At 43.7% G+C, this 18,070-nt stretch carries 17 protein-coding genes; 7 read left to right on the forward strand and 10 right to left on the reverse strand.

Annotated features, from left to right (window positions below):
• Nucleotides 1-78: 78 nt before the first annotated feature.
• Both amaB and ACNORC_RS01855 read right to left on the reverse strand, forming a co-directional pair.
• On the reverse strand, nt 79-1,632 hold the full coding sequence (gene amaB, locus ACNORC_RS01850; protein ID WP_418333886.1) for an L-piperidine-6-carboxylate dehydrogenase: 1,554 nt from the start codon (nt 1,630-1,632) through the stop codon (nt 79-81).
• A gap of 84 nt (nt 1,633-1,716) precedes the next feature.
• Nucleotides 1,717-2,241, reverse strand: coding sequence for a 3-hydroxyanthranilate 3,4-dioxygenase (locus tag ACNORC_RS01855; RefSeq protein WP_418333887.1), 525 nt, complete (start codon nt 2,239-2,241; stop codon nt 1,717-1,719).
• Between the two features lie 131 nt (nt 2,242-2,372).
• Here ACNORC_RS01855 and ACNORC_RS01860 point away from each other — a divergent pair, with 131 nt between their 5' ends.
• From ACNORC_RS01860 to ACNORC_RS01885, 6 genes are all read left to right on the forward strand, one after another.
• Nucleotides 2,373-3,443: an isoaspartyl peptidase/L-asparaginase family protein gene (locus ACNORC_RS01860; RefSeq protein ID WP_418333888.1), complete on the forward strand. Its 1,071-nt coding sequence runs from the start codon at nt 2,373-2,375 to the stop codon at nt 3,441-3,443.
• 45 nt (nt 3,444-3,488) lie between these two features.
• Nucleotides 3,489-4,067: a transposase gene (locus ACNORC_RS01865; protein WP_418333889.1), complete on the forward strand. Its 579-nt coding sequence runs from the start codon at nt 3,489-3,491 to the stop codon at nt 4,065-4,067.
• A 222-nt stretch (nt 4,068-4,289) separates the two neighbouring features.
• A complete protein-coding gene (locus ACNORC_RS01870) occupies nt 4,290-4,805 on the forward strand; it encodes a GbsR/MarR family transcriptional regulator (protein WP_418333890.1) in 516 nt (171 codons plus the stop codon).
• Nucleotides 4,806-4,812: 7 nt separating this feature from the next.
• On the forward strand, nt 4,813-5,928 hold the full coding sequence (locus ACNORC_RS01875) for an efflux RND transporter periplasmic adaptor subunit (RefSeq protein ID WP_418333891.1): 1,116 nt from the start codon (nt 4,813-4,815) through the stop codon (nt 5,926-5,928).
• A 9-nt stretch (nt 5,929-5,937) separates the two neighbouring features.
• Entirely contained in the window at nt 5,938-9,069 is a 3,132-nt protein-coding gene (locus tag ACNORC_RS01880; protein WP_418333892.1) for an efflux RND transporter permease subunit, read from the forward strand.
• 10 nt (nt 9,070-9,079) lie between these two features.
• Nucleotides 9,080-10,483 carry an efflux transporter outer membrane subunit gene (locus tag ACNORC_RS01885; RefSeq protein WP_418333893.1) on the forward strand — a complete coding sequence of 468 codons (1,404 nt, stop codon included), beginning with the start codon at nt 9,080-9,082 and terminating at the stop codon, nt 10,481-10,483.
• 53 nt (nt 10,484-10,536) lie between these two features.
• Here the strand turns inward: ACNORC_RS01885 and ACNORC_RS01890 are convergent, their stop codons facing one another.
• Genes ACNORC_RS01890 through ACNORC_RS01905 form a run of 4 tightly spaced genes read right to left on the reverse strand, consistent with a single transcriptional unit; the run spans nt 10,537 to nt 12,774 of the window.
• Nucleotides 10,537-11,037, reverse strand: a complete 501-nt coding sequence (locus ACNORC_RS01890; protein ID WP_418333894.1) for a YciI family protein — start codon at nt 11,035-11,037, stop codon at nt 10,537-10,539.
• A gap of 3 nt (nt 11,038-11,040) precedes the next feature.
• Entirely contained in the window at nt 11,041-11,514 is a 474-nt protein-coding gene (locus tag ACNORC_RS01895; RefSeq protein ID WP_418333895.1) for a CYTH domain-containing protein, read from the reverse strand.
• A 1-nt stretch (nt 11,515) separates the two neighbouring features.
• Nucleotides 11,516-12,112 carry a short chain dehydrogenase gene (locus ACNORC_RS01900; RefSeq protein WP_418333896.1) on the reverse strand — a complete coding sequence of 199 codons (597 nt, stop codon included), beginning with the start codon at nt 12,110-12,112 and terminating at the stop codon, nt 11,516-11,518.
• Nucleotides 12,112-12,774, reverse strand: coding sequence for an NAD-dependent epimerase/dehydratase family protein (locus ACNORC_RS01905; RefSeq protein WP_418333897.1), 663 nt, complete (start codon nt 12,772-12,774; stop codon nt 12,112-12,114). Before ACNORC_RS01905 ends, ACNORC_RS01900 begins: the two co-directional genes overlap by 1 nt.
• Before the next feature lie 105 nt (nt 12,775-12,879).
• On the opposite strand from ACNORC_RS01905, the gene dinB reads away from it, so the two are divergent.
• Nucleotides 12,880-13,977, forward strand: coding sequence for a DNA polymerase IV (gene dinB, locus ACNORC_RS01910; protein ID WP_418333898.1), 1,098 nt, complete (start codon nt 12,880-12,882; stop codon nt 13,975-13,977).
• Nucleotides 13,978-14,037: 60 nt separating this feature from the next.
• Here the strand turns inward: dinB and pyk are convergent, their stop codons facing one another.
• From pyk to fabF, 4 genes are all read right to left on the reverse strand, one after another.
• Nucleotides 14,038-15,468, reverse strand: coding sequence for a pyruvate kinase (pyk, locus tag ACNORC_RS01915; RefSeq protein WP_418333899.1), 1,431 nt, complete (start codon nt 15,466-15,468; stop codon nt 14,038-14,040).
• Complete coding sequence (locus ACNORC_RS01920; protein ID WP_418333900.1) at nt 15,469-15,957, reverse strand: IPExxxVDY family protein; 489 nt, start codon at nt 15,955-15,957, stop codon at nt 15,469-15,471.
• 109 nt (nt 15,958-16,066) lie between these two features.
• A complete protein-coding gene (gene rnc / locus ACNORC_RS01925) occupies nt 16,067-16,804 on the reverse strand; it encodes a ribonuclease III (protein WP_418333901.1) in 738 nt (245 codons plus the stop codon).
• Between the two features lie 6 nt (nt 16,805-16,810).
• Nucleotides 16,811-18,064, reverse strand: a complete 1,254-nt coding sequence (fabF, locus tag ACNORC_RS01930; RefSeq protein WP_418333902.1) for a beta-ketoacyl-ACP synthase II — start codon at nt 18,062-18,064, stop codon at nt 16,811-16,813.
• Between the last annotated feature and the right edge of the window lie 6 nt (nt 18,065-18,070).

An 18,070-nucleotide genomic window follows, 5' to 3' on the forward strand; every position in this document is an offset into this window, starting at 1 on the left:
CAGTTCATGGGGTGCATAATAAAGAAAAAACCCACTTCTTTCGAAGCGGGTTTTCTATAAATTCAACTAAACCTTGTATTAAAGATCAAACTTGATCCCCTGTGCCAAAGGCAATTCGGTAGTATAGTTTATAGTATTGGTCTGGCGACGCATATAGATCTTCCAGGCATCAGATCCTGATTCTCTACCTCCACCGGTCTCTTTTTCACCTCCAAAGGCTCCCCCGATCTCAGCTCCCGAAGTACCAATGTTGACATTGGCGATCCCGCAGTCAGATCCTTCCACAGAAAGGAATCTTTCAGCCTCACGAAGGTTGTTGGTCATAATTGCTGAAGAAAGTCCCTGTTTTACTCCATTTTGAAGTTCCAGCGCATTTTCGAGGTCTCCGCTGTATTTCATCAGGTAAAGTACAGGAGCGAAAGTCTCGTGTTGAACGATCTCGAAGTGATTTTGAGCTTCAGCGATCGCAGGTTTCACATAACATCCGCTTTCGAATCCTTCACCTTCCAAAACTCCTCCTTCAACCAGTATTTTACCGCCTTCTTCTACTACTTTGTCTAAAGCAGCCTGATAGTTCTTCACGGCATCCTTGTCGATAAGCGGCCCCACGTGGTTGTTCTCGTCAAGTGGATTTCCTATTCTCAACTGTTTGTAAGCGTCAACAATGGCCTCTTTGACCTTATCATATACATCTTCGTGAACGATCAGTCTTCTGGTAGAAGTACAACGTTGCCCACAGGTACCTACCGCTCCAAAAACAGCTCCAATCACAGTGTTTTTTATATTGGCATCGGGAGTTACAATAATGGCGTTGTTACCTCCTAATTCAAGCAATGATTTTCCCAATCGGGCTGCCACAGCCTGTGCAACGATCTTACCCATTCTTATTGATCCCGTTGCAGAGATCAAAGGTACACGCTCATCTTTCGTCATCATTTCACCTACCTTGTAATCTCCTGTGATCAAACAGGAAATTCCTTCCGGAAGTCCGTTTTCTGAAAAGACTTTGGCTGCAATGTTTTGACATGCAACAGAGGTCATAGGAGTCTTTTCTGAACCCTTCCACACGCACACGTCACCACAAACCCATGCCAATGCAGTGTTCCAGGACCAAACGGCAACCGGGAAGTTAAAGGCTGAGATCACTCCCACAATTCCCAGTGGATGGTATTGTTCGTACATTCTGTGGCCCGGTCTTTCAGAATGCATGGTAAGTCCGTGCAATTGTCTCGAAAGTCCTACGGCAAAGTCGCAGATATCTATCATCTCCTGCACCTCTCCCAAACCTTCCTGGTAAGATTTTCCCATTTCATAAGAAACAAGTTTTCCAAGTGGCTCTTTAAGTCTTCTCAGTTCATCATTGAATTTTCGAACGATCTCTCCGCGTTGTGGAGAAGGCATTTTGCGCCAGGTCTTAAAAGCTTCGGAAGCTGTAGAAATGACCTTTTCGTAATCTTCTTTGGTGGTAGTTTTTACTTTTCCTATCAAAGCACCATCTACAGGAGAATAAGAAGCTATTTCCTCTCCCGAAGAGAACCAGTTTTTTCCGGTAGAAGTACCATTATTAATATCCTGAAGGCCGAGTTCTTTCAGAGCCTCGTCAATGCCGAATTTTTCTGCTATTGCACTCATTAATTACGTTGTTTTTATTGTATTTGTTTGGATTGTTGCGAATATAAAAATTTAAAGACGGAAAGCCCATTTTTGGGACTCCTTCTATTTAGAAGGCTTTTCCATAACGGTCCCACATTTATTGCAGGTGCGAAGTTCTTTGCTGTTATAGAAATGTTCGAAATGTCTCAGAAAATCAGTTTCTATATCGTTCAGGGGAAAATACACCTCGTACAATTTATTGTTGCAGTTCTCACAATACCATAAAAGGCCATCCTTAGCATCCATGTCTACCCTTTTTCGTTCCACGACCAGACCTACAGATCCCTCAGTACGTTCAGGGGAATGCGGTACTTTTGCAGGATGCAGGTACATGTCGCCGGGTCCCAGTTCAAAAGTCTTCTTTTTGCCATCTTCCTGAATATGCACCCTTATTGTCCCTTCCAGCTGGTAAAACAATTCTTCGGTTTCATTGTAGTGATAATCCTTACGGGAGTTTGGTCCGCCCACCACCATTACAATATAATCTTCGGCTTCAGGATAAAGGCTTTTATTGGCTACCGGGGGCTTCAAAAGATCCCGGTTCTGTTCGATCCACTTGTTGAGATTGAAAGGCTTCAGTGCAGACATACATGGTTTTTTAAAAACTTAAATTTACGGATTCTTTGATTAACCGCAGCGGGAAGCTGCAGATGCTTTTCTTCGGAAAGAGCAGCGGAATTAAATTTTTCCTAACTTTCAAGTCAAAATCAACACAGATCATGAAAAAAATATTCTTCCTTCTATCTATTCTTTGCTTCATAGGTTGTAATGACAAAACTTCTGAAAATCCTTCCGAAGCCAATCCAACCCCTACCACTTCCGCAGAAAAAGACACCCTTCCTAATTTCGGGATCGTGATACACGGGGGTGCCGGAACTATCCTAAAAGAAAATATGACCGATTCGCTGGAGATGGCATACAAAGCAAAATTGGAAGAAGCGATCAGGACGGGACACGAGATCCTTGCCAATGGAGGGACAGCACTGGAGGCCGTTCAAAGGACTATTAATGTAATGGAAGATTCCCCTTTATTCAATGCCGGGAAAGGAGCGGTTTTTACTAATCAGGGCACCAATGAATTGGATTCGTCAATCATGGACGGGGAAACTCTGAACGCCGGAGCGGTGGCCGGAGTAACGATCGTAAAGAATCCTATAAACCTGGCCTATGAAGTAATGGTGAATTCGGAGCACGTTTTGCTCTCCGGAAAGGGAGCCGAACAGTTTGCCAAAGAACAAGGATTGGAAATTGTTGATCCGCAGTATTTCTACACTCAAAACCGGTACGAAAGTTTGCTTCGCGTTCGGGAGGCTGAAGAAGCGAAAAAAGCCGGGAATAAAACCGCATTTTACGATCCTTTTATAAAAGATTCCAAGTTTGGAACAGTAGGTTGTGCAGCTTTAGACAAGAATGGAAACCTGGCGGCGGGAACTTCTACCGGTGGGATGACCAACAAGAAATACAATCGTATTGGTGATGCTCCTATCATTGGTGCCGGCACCTATGCAAATAATGCCACCTGTGCGGTTTCGAGTACCGGGTGGGGAGAATTCTTTATCCGCGGAATGGTGGCTCATGATATTTCAGCACTTATGGAGTATAAAGGCCTGAGCCTACAGGAAGCTGCGCGCCTCGTTATTCAGGAAAAAATTCCGGCCCTGGGCGGAGACGGGGGAATTGTAGCCATAGATCACAATGGAAATGTCGCAATGGAATTCAATACCGCGGGGATGTATCGGGCGAAGATGAATCGTGATGGGGAGCTCGAGATCGGGATTTACGGGGAGTAACAAAGGAACTTTGGCAAAGTTTCGAACTTTGCCAAAGTTGATACAATGGAAGTACTAGAACCTGATAAATATTATCATATCTATAATCGTGCAAATGGCAACGAGAAGATCTTTTTGAATAAGGGCAACTATTCATTCTTTTTGCATAAATATCAACAGCATATTCAGCCCATTGCCAATACGCTTTGCTATTGTCTCATGCCAAATCACTTTCACTTTCTTATAAAAATTCGACCTTCAGAGGAAATAGAACAAACGGGACATGAGGACCCCTCAAAAATGGGCCTGTACTGCAGCAAAAAATTTTCAAATTTCTTTAGTTCCTATGCTCAGGCTTATAATAAACAGCACAACAGAACCGGAAGTCTTTTTCAAAAGAACTTTAAAAGGAAAATAGTTGATTCTGAAAAGTATCTTTTTCAGCTCATCCATTATATACATTTAAATCCAGTAAGAGCGAACCTGGTCGAAAAACCGGAGGATTGGGAATTCTCTTCCTATCAAAAGCTTACTTCTACAGGACCTACCTTTCTCCAAAAAAAGGAAATTCTGGGCTTGTATGATGGTATTGAAAATTTTGAATATGTACATTCCAAGATCATATCTTATGATGATTTAATTTGATTATAAAGATTTCAGATTTGCCAAAGTTCTCATTACCGGAGCAGGAATTCTTGGATTTTGTTTTATTTCAGGAAAAGCTGATTTTAAATCCGATAAACTTTGGCAAATCTGTCATTAGTAAAACGGAAGGTATTCTTGTACCTACAACTTTAACATAGTTTTAAGTTCCTTTAGTTCGGAAGATTCAGAACCAAACCTATCTTTGCGGCTTTAATTCTCCGAATGGAAGAAGATAAACTGGAGCATCAGAAAAAGAACCTCATTGAAAGGTTGGGTGTACTGCTGGAAAAAAAACATCAGCTGGCACCTCTTGCTGCCCGTATAGTATCGACACTGGTCATGAATGGCCAAATGGGAGTTACTTTTGATGAGTTGGTAAACGACCTGTGTGCCAGTAAAAGCACCATCTCCACTCACCTGGAAAACCTTCAAACGACTAAAAAGATTAGGTACTTCACCAAGCCGGGTGATCGCAAAAGATATTTTGTGATCAATCCTGATCTCACTTTAGAAATGATCGATGAGACAGTTGCAGCCTGGAGGAATGAACAAGAGCTACAAGAAGAGATCCTTCAGTACAAACAACAACGGAATAAGATCAGAAAAGAAAACCAAGAGCCTCTTTTCAACCTTGAATTTCACGAGAACCTGTTGATATTCCTGGAGGAATCAACCGCTGCAATTACCAAATTGAAAGCACAGATCATTAAAAAATCAGATAAAAACGAGCTAACATAAGATCAATATGAGAAAAATAAGTCTTCTGGGATTGGCAATGAGCACCTTCCTATTCATTTCCTGCGGCGATAATGAAGCCACTCCCCCGGCACAGGGTCCGGCACCATTTCCGGTAATTGAGGTTCCATTGAGAACTGTTACCGGATACACCTCCTTCCCGGTTAGTATTGAAGGAACCGTGAATAGTGCGGTGCGGGCAAAAGTTCCCGGATACATTACTTCGGTTCTCGTTGATGAGGGAGAAAAAGTGCGCAAGGGACAGATCCTTTTTAAACTCGAAACCCAATCTCTTTCCCAGGAAGCGGGTGCAGCAAAAGCTAATGTCAATGCTGCTCAGGTTGAAGTAGATAAATTAAAACCTCTTGTGGAAAAAGGGATCATTAGCAATGTACAGCTTGAGACAGCAAAGGCCCGATTGGAACAGGCAAAAGCAAATTACAGCAGTATTGCTGCCAGTATTGATTATGCGAATATCAAAAGTCCGGTAGACGGTTTTGTAGGTGCCATTCCTTTCAGAGAGGGAGCTTTAATTAGTCCTAATGATCCAAAGCCTTTGACCACAGTTTCAGACATTGATGAAGTTTATGGCTTTTTCTCCATGAATGAAGAAGATTATCTTGATTTCCTGCAAAATGCTCCCGGAAAGGATCGTTCAGAAAAAATAAATAATTTCCCTCCTGTACAGTTGCAACTTGTCAACGGAGAGATCTATGATTCAGAAGGGAAAATAGAAACCGTTACCGGACAGGTGGATCCATCTACCGGAACCGTAAATTTTAGAGCCGTTTTTCCAAACCCTAACCACATCCTGGCTAGCGGTAACAGCGGAAAGATCAGGATACCACGTACCTATGAAAATGTTCCCGTTGTTCCGGAATCTGCTTCTTTTGAACAACAAGCAAGGGTGTATGTGTACGGGGTACAGGGAGATACCCTGGCAGTTTCTGTGCCTATTGAAGTGAAAGACAGGGTAAATAATCTTATAGTAGTAGAATCGGGATTAAAAGAAGGAGACAGGATAGTAGCTCAGGGAGTAGGAAAACTTCGGAATAACACTCCTATTAAACCACAGCCCATTCCTTTTGACAGTATTGCCAATTCCATTCAACCGGTTTTTAAATAACGTATTGAGATGTTAAAGACTTTTATTGAGAGACCTGTACTTTCTACAGTAGTTTCCATTGTTATAGTAATTCTGGGGATTTTGGCAATCACCACTTTACCGGTGACTCAGTATCCCGACATTGCTCCTCCCACGGTGCAGGTTTCAGCTTTTTATCCCGGCGCCAATGCAGCCACTGTTCTTGAGAGTGTGATCATTCCCATTGAAGAACAGATCAACGGGGTAGAAGGAATGGATTACATCACCTCAACGGCCAGCAACAGCGGGAGCGCCAGTATCCAGATCTTTTTCGATCAGGGGATAGATCCTGATATTGCTGCAGTAAACGTCCAAAACCGGGTTGCCAGGGCTACATCTCTTCTGCCCCGCGAAGTGACTCAATCCGGAGTTACTACTCAAAAACAGCAGACCAGTGCTTTGATGTATTTCACTGTGATGTCTGAAAATGAGAATTACGACGCCACTTTTATTCAGAATTACCTCAACATCAACGTGATTCCTGAACTAAAAAGGATCAACGGAGTTGGTGATGTGAGCGTTTTTGGAGCAAAGACCTATGCTATGCGCATCTGGTTACAGCCTGAAAGACTTGCGGCATACAACCTCATGCCCAACGATATCATCGCGGCTATCAATGAACAATCCCAGGAAGCCGCCGCCGGTGCGCTTGGACAAAACAACGCTGAAGCTTTTGAATATGTGATCCGTTACAGTGGTCGCTATAGTACCGAAGCCCAGTACAGGGATATTGTTATCAAAGCCCTTGACAACGGCCGATTCCTCAGATTGGGTGATGTGGCTGAAGTGGAACTGGATGCTGAAGGTTACAACGTGCTTTCCTTTACAAATGGTAATCCCGGTATAAGTATGGGTGTTTTCCAGACTCCGGGCTCTAATGCACAGGAGATCATTGAAGAGGTACACGACAAGCTGGATGAAATGGAAAGTAAATTTCCGAAGGGTCTGAAGATCATGGTGAACTTTGACACCAATGAATTCCTGAATGCTTCCATTGAAAAAGTGGTCTTGACCATTTTTGAAGCCTTCCTGCTGGTATTCCTGGTGGTGTTTGTTTTTCTTCAGGATTTCAGGTCGACCCTAATACCTGCCATTGCAGTACCTGTATCTATTATAGGAACTTTCTTTTTCCTGAATCTTTTTGGTTATTCTATTAACCTCCTCACCTTATTCGCGCTCGTCCTTGCTATTGGGATCGTGGTTGATGACGCCATTGTGGTGGTCGAGGCGGTGCATGCCAAGCTCGAAGCAGGTGCCAAAAATGCCAGAATCGCAACACATTCTGCCATGGAAGAAATTGCAGGAGCAATTATTTCCATTACTATTGTCATGGGTGCGGTTTTTATTCCGGTAACTTTTATTACGGGTCCTACCGGAGTATTTTATGAGCAATTCGGGGTTACGTTGATTGTGGCCATTGCCATTTCTGCTGTTAACGCCCTTACATTGAGCCCGGCTCTTTGCGCGTTGTTCCTGAAACCACACGAAGAAAAGGTTGCCAAGAAAAAAGGCTTTATAAAACGCTTTTTTACAGCCTTTAATGTCGCTTTTGATGCCACCACCAAAAAATATGTTCGATCGGTTTCTTTTCTATACCGGCATAAATGGATCACCGGGGCAATTATTGTTGCAGCGGTTGCTGCCATTTTCTGGGCATCTTCAAACACTCCTACCGGATTTGTTCCCGATGAGGACCGCGGAATGATTTTCACGAACATTGAACTTCCTGCCGGGGCATCACTTGACAGAACTGTAAAAGTTACTGAAGAGCTGGAGAAACGGATTGAAAAGATCCCGGGAGTGGATATTATTTCCCTGGTCAATGGCCGAAGCTTTTTAGGTGGTTCCGGAGGAAATTACGGTCTTGGGTTTATCAGACTCGATCCATGGAGTGAACGGAAGGAAGAAGGAATGTCGGCGGACGCTATTATCGGAAAAATGTTTGCTGCGGCAGCAGGAATAAGCGATGCCAATATTCTCTTTTTTCAACCACCAAGTGTTCCCGGTTTTGGTGCCTCGTCCGGATTCGAGATGAAGGTACTTGACCGCACCGGCGGTAGTTTCCAGGATCTGGAGGCCGCAACACAAAGTTATCTCGCAGATCTTTCTGCAAGGCCGGAGATCCTCTATGCCCGTACTTCGTTCAATACCAATTATCCGCAGTACGAGATAGATCTCAATATCCCGAAAGCGAAGGAAGCCGGAGTAGATATCGGCAGTATCTTCAGTACTTTGCAATCCTATATTGGTAGCGTTTATGCCGCTGATTTTTCCCGCTTCGGAAAACAGTATCGGGTTTATGTGCAGGCGCTTCCTGAAGATCGTTCAACAGTAGATGACCTCAATTCCCTATTCGTTCGGAATAATCAGGGGGAGATGGCACCGATCACAGAATTTGTTTCCCTGAAAAGGGTTTATGGGCCACAGTCTGTGACCAGGTTCAACCTCTTCAATTCGGCAGGAGTGAATGGAGCGGCAGCACCAGGATATTCTTCCGGAGATGCCATTTCCGCAGTAAGAGAAGTAGGAACAGGATCATTACCCGAAGGATTTGATATTGGATTTTCGGGACTTACTCGTGAAGAGATTTCCGCCGGGAATCAAACTACCTACATCTTTTTATTGAGCGTATTGTTTGTATTCTTCATTCTGGCAGCCCAGTATGAAAGTTACCTGCTGCCCCTGGCAGTGCTTTTCTCACTTCCGGTGGGAGTAATGGGAGCTTACGTGACAACTCATCTAAGTGGATTAGAGAACAATATTTACTTCCAGATCGCCCTTATCATGTTGTTAGGATTACTTGCCAAAAATGCCATTTTGATCGTGGAATTTGGAATTCAGCGTCGTAAAGCGGGTAATTCCATAGTGGATTCAGCGCTGGGAGCTGCAAAAGCACGTCTGCGTCCAATTTTGATGACCTCTTTTGCCTTCATCGTAGGACTTTTACCCCTGGTGTTCGCCAGCGGAACGGGTGCTGCCGGAAACCGTTCAATTGGTACGGGAGCTGTAGGAGGATTGCTGGTTGGAACGGTGATAGGAGTATTTATTATTCCAATTCTGTTTATTCTTTTCCAGTGGTTACAGGAAAAAGTAGGACGCAAACATGAAGCAATTCAAGAATAAATATTCTGAAATGAAAAAATCACTTATATATAAAGCCTTTTTGGTTCCGACGGTTTTGCTATCGATGCAGTCCTGTTTTGTGGCTAAAGATTATAGCCAGCCCACAGCAGAGGTCGTACAGGAGGAATATTTCCGTACAGACAAGCTTCCGCAAGACAGTCTTTCAATGGCTGAGATCTCCTGGAGAGAGATGTTCACCGACAGGTTTTTGACCGAACACATTGAGACGGCTCTTGATAACAATATCGACATTCGGGTGGCCCTACAGCAAATAGAAGCTTCACAAGCTTACCTGCGTCAGGCCAAGGCGGCTTATTTGCCTTCGTTAACCGGAAATGTAAGTGCTGCGCATTTTGAACTTCCTGCCAATAGCGGAACAAATTTTCCGGTGAGTTCAGTGCAGCAGTTTGAAATTTCAGCTGATCTGGCATGGGAAGCGGACATTTGGGGAAAGATACGAAGTAGTGAAAAGGCCCAACAGGCAAGATACCTGCAATCTGTTGCCGCTCATAAAGCAGTGAAAACTGAATTGATCGCGAATGTGGCGTCCTTATATTATCAGCTTCTCGCCCTGGACGAACAGCGGCAGATCACCTTACGGACCATTATCAACCGCCAGAGTAGCCTAGAGACCATCAAAGCTTTAAAACAGGCCGGAAATGTAACCGAAGTAGGAGTGAAACAAACCGAAGCTCAGTTATACAGGGCACAGGCCGTTATGATCGACTTGAAAAATGAGATCCGTCTTCTGGAAAATGCCTTTTCAATCCTGCTGGGAGAAGCCCCACATGCCATCAACCGGACAGAATTAAAAGCACAAAATATCAACGCCCCTTTAAAAACAGGAGTGCCTCTACAGTTACTGCGAAACCGACCAGATGTTTTGGCAGCGGAATACAATTTGATCAATGCATTTCAACTCACCAATGTCGCAAGAAGTAAGTTCTATCCTTCGCTTAGGGTTAATGCTTCCGCCGGATTTCAAAGTCTCGAATTAAAGAACCTGTTAGATCCGGATGCTTTTCTGGCCAGTATCATTGGTTCTCTTTCTCAGCCTATCCTGAACCGCAGACAGATCAAGACAGAATATGAAGTTTCCCAGGCAGAGCAGGAGATCGCATTTCTACAGTTCCGAAAAGCGATTTTGACAGCATCACGAGAAGTTTCTGACGCCTTGTATAATTATGAAGCGGCAGTGGAAAAAATGCAGGTAAAGACAAATGAATTTGAAGCTTACGACCTCGCGACCTCCTATTCGGAAGAACTATTAAACAATGGATTTGCCAATTACCTTGAAGTTTTGACTGCACGGGAAAATGCTTTGAATGCCCAACTGGAACTGGTATGGATCCGGTACAATGAACTCAATGCTATGGTCAACCTTTACGAGGCACTTGGCGGAGGCTGGCAATAAGCTTCCATAAAAAATGATCGAAAAACGGCCGGAGAAAATCTTCCGGCCGTTCATTATTGTAGCTTACCGCCTTTGGCAGCCCACCAGGGATGGATCTCTACTTCCAGCCTTCCGGCTTTGACCATAGGATCCGCATTTGCAAGGCTGTCAGCCATTTTTAGGGTGGGAGTATTGTAGACGGCAATCCCCCGAATATTGCCATCATCACCAAAAGGACCGGCAAGGCTCAGGTATCCTTCCTCTGCCATTCGGGAAAGGTGTGCTAAATGCTGTTTTTGAAGTTCAGCAGCTTCAGTAGAATCCTGACTTCTGTTTTTTCCGGCTTTGAGAAATACAATATAATATTGCTGCATCAGGTAAGTAGTATCTCCTTCCTGATAGGCGAAGGTCTCATAACCTTCATCCTTCAGTTTTTGCATCTGGTCCTCCATCGTCAAAGTATCCGGAAGTGAGGCTTCCACTTCAGCAGGACCGGGGATTCCGCGGATATCCGAATTATAATCCTTGCAACTTATACAGGCTCCTAAAAGGAGCATTAAAAACACTTTTTTCATGATCTATTTATTCCAGGTCTTAAATGGGTTTTTACTCAAAAAAGCATTGTAGTATCTCTTATCTCCCGTGACTTCTTTGCCCAACCAATCGGGTTTTTCAATTTCTTCATTCTCGTGAGACAACTCTACTTCGGCCAGCAAAAGACCTTCATTCTCTCCAAAGAATTCATCCACCTCAAAAATGTGTTTTCCGGAAGTTATTTCATAGCGTATCTTATCAATGACCCCGGCTTCACAGAGTTTTAGAAGATCTTCGGCTTCTTCGGAATTTATCTCCCGCTCCCACTCAAACCGGCTCAACCCGTTCTCGCTGGATCTTCCTTTCACGGTCAAAAACCCTTGTCCGTCACGTAGCCTGACTCTTACTGTTCTATCAGGATCTGAATTCAGATAGCCCTGTTTGATCCTGGTCTTGCGAAAAGCAGCTTTTTTAAACTCTTCCGAAGTAATTAAAAATTTGCGCTCGATCTCCGTCATGCTATACCTCCTTAATAATTTGACCGGTAACATGACCTAAAACACTTTTTCGGTATGCAAACACCACCCGCTCCATGCTCACCGGTTTATGTCCCGGAAAAGCTTCAAAGAGTTCAGGAGAATCTTCCACCACACCCGGGCTAACCGCATTGATCCTTACCCCATTCTCTAGCTCCAGAGCGGCGGCCTTTACAAATCCATTCACTGCAGAATTTACAGTAGCCAGATTTACAGAATTCCGCACAGGGTCATCTGAAAGCACCCCGGTTATAAGAGTAAAAGAACCTTTTGGATTTATGTAATGCTGCCCGAGTAGGACGAGGTTGATCTGCCCCATCATTTTACTGTTCACACCCTTCAGGAATTCTTCAGTGGTCATGCTGTTCAATGGTCCAAAATGACCTCCTCCTGCTGCACAAACCAGCGCATCAAAAGAGCCGACCTTTTCAAACATTATTTTAATAGACTCCGGATCTGTAATATCGGCTTGCAGATCACCGGTCTTTGTCCCAACTTTTATCACCTCATGATCCTTTTCCAGGTCAGCGGTGATCTTACTTCCCAGGGTGCCGGTCGCACCAACAATAACTATCTTCATCAATTATTATCTTTTGCTATTTTCTTTATTTCATCTGAAGGTATCCTGCTACTGTCGTAACCTTTTTGGGCAACTATAACCATGGCTTCGGCAATAGTTTGCGGATGGATGCTTCGATATTTCTTCAAAGGACCGATCAACAGGTGATCACCCACTTTCATGATCTTCTTAAAAATAGATTCAAAGGTTCTTTTTTCCTTGCGGTCTCCGCCAATTAAAGAAGGCTGAAAAATGTAGGTTTCCGGAAGGTTTTCCTTCAACACATCCCGCTCCATTTCTCCCTTAGTACGGTTATAAAACACGCGGCTATCGGCATCAGCCCCCAAAGCAGATATCACCAGGAACTTCTGAATATTATTTTGCCTGCTCAAATTTGCAGCCGTAACGGGAATCCCGTAATCTATTTTTCGATAGGTTTCATTATCGGGAGTTTTAGCTTGCGTAGTTCCAATACAACAGAAGACCTCATCTGCCTCAAATTCTGATTGGTACTTCTCAAGTTCAAAAAGATCGATAAGGTGTTCTTCAATTTTTGGATGGCCCTTTTCTACCGAACTCCTTGAAAAAAGCTTTACGGTTGAATAATTTTCATCCTTTAATAACAGGTCTAAGAGGTAACCTCCGGTCAATCCTGTAGCCCCTAAAATGATTGCAGTCTTCATGTCTTAAAAATGCTTTTTTGAAGGTACTTGTTTTCGGGTTCAAATCAAAGTGAGACATTTTTTGAATAAAATATTTCGGCCCTTAACTTTCACTAATTTTGCGGAGTGGAAACCGGGAAACAAAGAAAGATCATACACGTTGATATGGATGCATTTTATGCTTCTGTAGAGCAGCATGATAATCCCGAGCTTATCGGAAAGCCGATTGCTGTAGGTGGAAGTTCCCAACGCGGGGTAGTTTCGGCGGCCAGTTATGAAGCGCGGAAATTCGGGGTCAAGAGTGCTATGAGCAGTGTGATCGCGAAAAGGCAATGTCCCGATCTTATTTTTGTAAAGCCGCGATTCGACCGCTACCGCGAGATCTCTAACCGAATTAGAAGTATTTTCCTTGAATACACAGACCTGGTGGAGCCGCTATCTCTTGACGAGGCTTACCTGGACGTCACTGAAAACAAAAAAGGCAATCCCAGCGCTTCCCTGATCGCTAAAGAAATCCGAGCAAAAATCCTGGAAAAGACGGGGCTTACAGCTTCAGCCGGGATCTCGATCAATAAATTCATTGCGAAGGTTGCCAGCGATTATAATAAACCCAACGGACAAAAAACTGTAGGTCCCGAAGAGGTAGAACAATTTCTTGAAGATCTTGAGATCAGGAAATTTTACGGAGTGGGCAAGGTCACTGCCGAAAAAATGTACCGGCTGGGTATTTTCACAGGGAAAGACCTCAAAGAGAAGTCCCTTGAATTCCTGAATGAACATTTCGGAAAAAGCGGTGAGTATTATTACCAGGTGGTTCGGGGAATACATCTGAGTGAAGTAAAACCTTCCCGCATCCGAAAATCTTTGGGCGCCGAACGAACTTTTGAGGAGAATATCTCTTCCGAAGTATTTATGCTGGAACGGCTCGAGAATATTTCCGAAGAGATCGAGCGAAGGCTTGCAAAAAGTAAGGTGGCCGGCAAGACCATCACCCTGAAGATCAAGTATAGTGATTTCACATTGCAGACCCGCAGCAAGACCCTGGCCTATTTCATTTCTTCTAAAGACCTGATCCTGGAAACGGCCAAAGAACTGCTCTACCAGGAAAAAATGAAGGAATCTGTACGGCTGCTGGGAATCTCTCTTTCCAATCTCAATACCGAAAAAGAGGATAAAGAGGAGGAGAAAAAAATCATTGCGGTACAACTGAGGTTCGAATTCTAAAAAACAAAAAACCACACTTGCCGAAGCAAATGTGGTTTTGCAAATTTTAATAAAACTACATTAATGAACTTCTGAAATACGGAGGGTATTCACCATCCCTTTCTCAGTTATTGGCATGGCTGCAAGATTGATCGCGAAATCACCTTTTTCGACGAAATTAGTCTCGAGCGCCATTCGGTTAATGTCTTCTATGGTCTCATCTGTACTCACCATCTTATCGTAGTAGAAAGCGCACACGCCCCACAATAAGCTTAACTGGTTCACAATCCTCTTATTGGATGTAAACACCAGGATATTTGATTCTGGTCTCCAGGCTGAGATCTGGAATGCGGTATATCCACTGTTGGTCAGGGTACAAATAGCCTGTGCCTTGATCTCATTGGCCATATGGGCCGCGTGGTAACAAATAGATTTTGTAATGTATCGTTTGGTACGAACGTGCGGAGGTTCATGCGGAACTTTAATAAGCGGAGAATTCTCTACGCTCATAATGATCTGGCACATCTTTTCGATCACCTGCACGGGATAGTTACCCACTGAAGTCTCACCACTCAGCATAACGGCATCTGCACCGTCCATAACCGAGTTTGCCACATCGTTCACCTCTGCCCTGGTTGGGGTAAGGCTGGTGATCATGGTTTCCATCATTTGGGTAGCAATAATTACCGGAATCCTCGCTTTTTTAGCTTTTAGTACAAGTTGCTTTTGAATAAGCGGCACTTCCTGAGCCGGGATTTCAACACCCAAATCTCCCCGCGCAACCATAAGTCCATCGCAATAAGCAACAATCTTATCGATGTTCTCTACTCCTTCAGGTTTTTCGATCTTGGCAATGATCGGGATCTTTTGATCTGTGTGTTCTTTGATAAGGTTCTGAAGTCCGATAAGGTCTTCACTGTTTCTCACGAACGAAAGAGCGATCCAATCCACCTCCTGCTCAACGGCAAAAATGGCATCTTTGATATCTTTTTCGGTAAGAGCCGGCAGAGAAATATTTGTATTTGGAAGGTTTACACCTTTCTTGGACCTTAATGGGCCACCCTGTACAACTTTTGCTTTCACCTCATTTTTCCTGTTGGTACTTACCACTTCAAAAATGAGTTTTCCGTCATCGAGCAGGATCCGTTCCCCGGCTTTCACATCCTTTGGGAACTGATCGTAGTTCATGTACACTCTCTCTGCAGTACCTTCAAATTCTTTTCCAGTGGCGAAAATGATCTCGTCTCCTTTTGAAACCACCACTTCTTCCTTCATTTTTCCAACCCGCAGTTTTGGTCCCTGCAGGTCACCCAGAATAGCGGTCGTGAAACCATTCTCCTCGTTCAATTCCCTGATCATTTTAATCCGGGCTTTTACATCATCGTAATTAGCGTGTGAAAAGTTGATCCTGAAAACGTTCACTCCTGCCCGCATCATATCTCTCAACACATCCTTCGAACTCGTGGCCGGCCCCAGGGTGGCCACTATCTTTGTTTTCTTTGTATTCGGCATTTAGTCAAAAATTAAATTTTCTTTAGATTTTATTTGATGAAAGTCTATGGAATATGCCGTAGATACCTGCGGAATTTCTTTGATCTTTTTAAGCAGAACCTTTTCTGAAAGCATTTCTGATTCTTCTTCTATCTTCAGAAAGAAATCCACTTGTTTGAATTCGGGCATCAGGTACAACTTTTTAAAGGCAGGCTCTTCATAACCAAAAAAGGAATTCTGGCTTGCGTTTGAAGCAAGTTCTCCTTTTGAGACGTTGCTTACCAAAAAATACCTGCAATACTTCTGAAGATCTTCGAATTCATACAGTGCAAAAAGCACCTTAAGGTCCTCCATTTGAAAATCTATGTCCTGACGGGAGCGGGAAAGCCTTAGGTCGAGGTACTTGTTCAACTGGAACGCCAACCTGAATTCTTCAACAGAAGAATGGATAGCAATCAGCTTAAATGGCTGCTCAAAAACCTCATCCAGTACCAGTTTATGCGCCGGCATACTTATTCTTCATCGAAGGTTAAAGATAAAAATTGTTTAGCAGAAAATCAGTTTGAAGGGTGGAATTTTCAGAATATATTACGAAAACGTTGTAGTTTCTGACATTCCTTTAAGAAGGTTCAATTTTGTTTTGTAGTGCATAAAAGGCTCTTTTTGATGCCTTTTCTTCAGCCTTCTTTTTAGAGGTGGCCCTTGCCTTAGCCACCACCCGGCCTTCGATGCGAAGTTTAACAGCGAAATGTTTCAGCTCATCTTTACCGGTGTCTTCATACACCTCAAAGCTGAATTCTTTCTTCTCTTTTTGGCACCATTCAATTAGTAAACCTTTATAACTTATTACCGTGCCCTCCAGCTGTTCAATATCTACATAGGGTTCTATAACCCTGTCATAAATGAACTTTTTGACGTACCGGTAACCGCGATCAAGGTAGATCGCTCCAATTAGGGCTTCAAAAAGGTTCCCGTGAATGTTGGTCCCAAATTGGTCAGTAGAAATGTTCGTCTGGATATGTTTTATAAGGTCCAGATCTTTTCCAAGCTCGTTAAGGTGCTTTCGGCTCACGATCTTGGATCTCATTTTAGTGAGATAACCTTCGTTACCGCCAGGCACTTCCTTAAAAAGATGGGAAGCGATCACGGCGCCTAACATTGCATCACCCAAAAACTCCATCCGCTCAAAATTGATGGCGTTGCCTGCCTCATCTTTTTTGTTCAGAGAACGGTGGGTAAATGCCTTTTTATAATGATTAATATTACGGGGCTTAAACCCCATGATATTTGTTAACGCCATAAAAAAATTCCCGCCTCTGGAAGAGCGGGAACTTAATATGTTTCTTATAACACTCATGGAATTTTACTCATCCAGCTTTTTAAAAAGTACGCAGGCGTTATGACCTCCAAACCCAAAGGTATTGCTCATGGCCACTTTTACATCTCTCTTCTGAGCTTTATTCAAAGTCAGGTTCAATTCAGGATCAATATTCTCGTCTGGTGTTTCGTGGTTAATGGTTGGTGGTACTACACCGTGTTCCATTGCCAGAATAGACGCGATTGCTTCCACTGCACCGGCCGCCCCTAAAAGGTGCCCGGTCATGGACTTTGTTGAATTGATATTGATGTTCTTTGCGTGCTCTCCAAAAACCTTTTTTATCGCCTTCAGTTCTGCCACGTCTCCAAGCGGAGTAGAAGTACCGTGCGTGTTGATCGCGTCAACATCTTCCGGTTTGAGTCCGGCGTTCTTCAGGCAGTTCTCCATTACAGCCACCACCCCAATTCCTTCGGGATGTGGTGCAGTCATGTGATAGGCATCTGAAGAAAGACCTCCTCCAACTACTTCAGCGTAGATCTTCGCTCCTCGCGCTTTGGCGTGCTCATATTCTTCCAGTATAAGAGCTCCTGCCCCTTCCCCGAGAACAAAACCGTCACGGGTAGCGTCAAAAGGTCTCGAAGCAGTTTCAGGACTTTCATTACGGGTCGAAAGTGCATGCATGGCATTGAATCCACCCATACCTGCCGGTGCTACCGCCGCTTCAGAACCACCGGTGACAATAATGTCACTATGGCCTAAACGAATGTAGTTAAGGGCATCAATAAGAGCATTGGCTGCAGAAGCACAAGCTGAGACCGTGGTATAATTTGGCCCCATGAACCCGTAACGGATAGAGATATTACCGGGGGCAATATCTGCTATCATTTTAGGAATAAAAAAAGGATTGAAACGCGGAGTGCCATCGCCCTTACCAAAATCCAGCACCTCGTTCTGGAAAGTCTCCAAACCACCTATCCCTGCTCCCCAGATAACTCCAACACGGAGTTTATCAATGGTTTCCAGGTCCAGTTTAGAGTCCTTTATTGCTTCATCTGAAGCAACCAAAGCATACTGTGCGAACTTGTCCAGCTTTCTGGCCTCCTTTCGATCAAAATAATCTTCAGCATTGAAGTTTTTGATCTCACAAGCGAATTTAGTTTTGAATTTTTCGGTATCGAAATAGGTAATAGGCGCGGAACCGCTTTTGCCGTTCACCAGTCCTTCCCAGTATTCTTCAATATTATTACCGATTGGTGTAAGTGCACCTAACCCAGTTACTACAACTCGCTTTAACTCCATAAGGAT

It is taken from the genome of Salinimicrobium soli (assembly GCF_048323655.1).
GTDB classification, from domain to species: domain Bacteria; phylum Bacteroidota; class Bacteroidia; order Flavobacteriales; family Flavobacteriaceae; genus Salinimicrobium; species Salinimicrobium soli.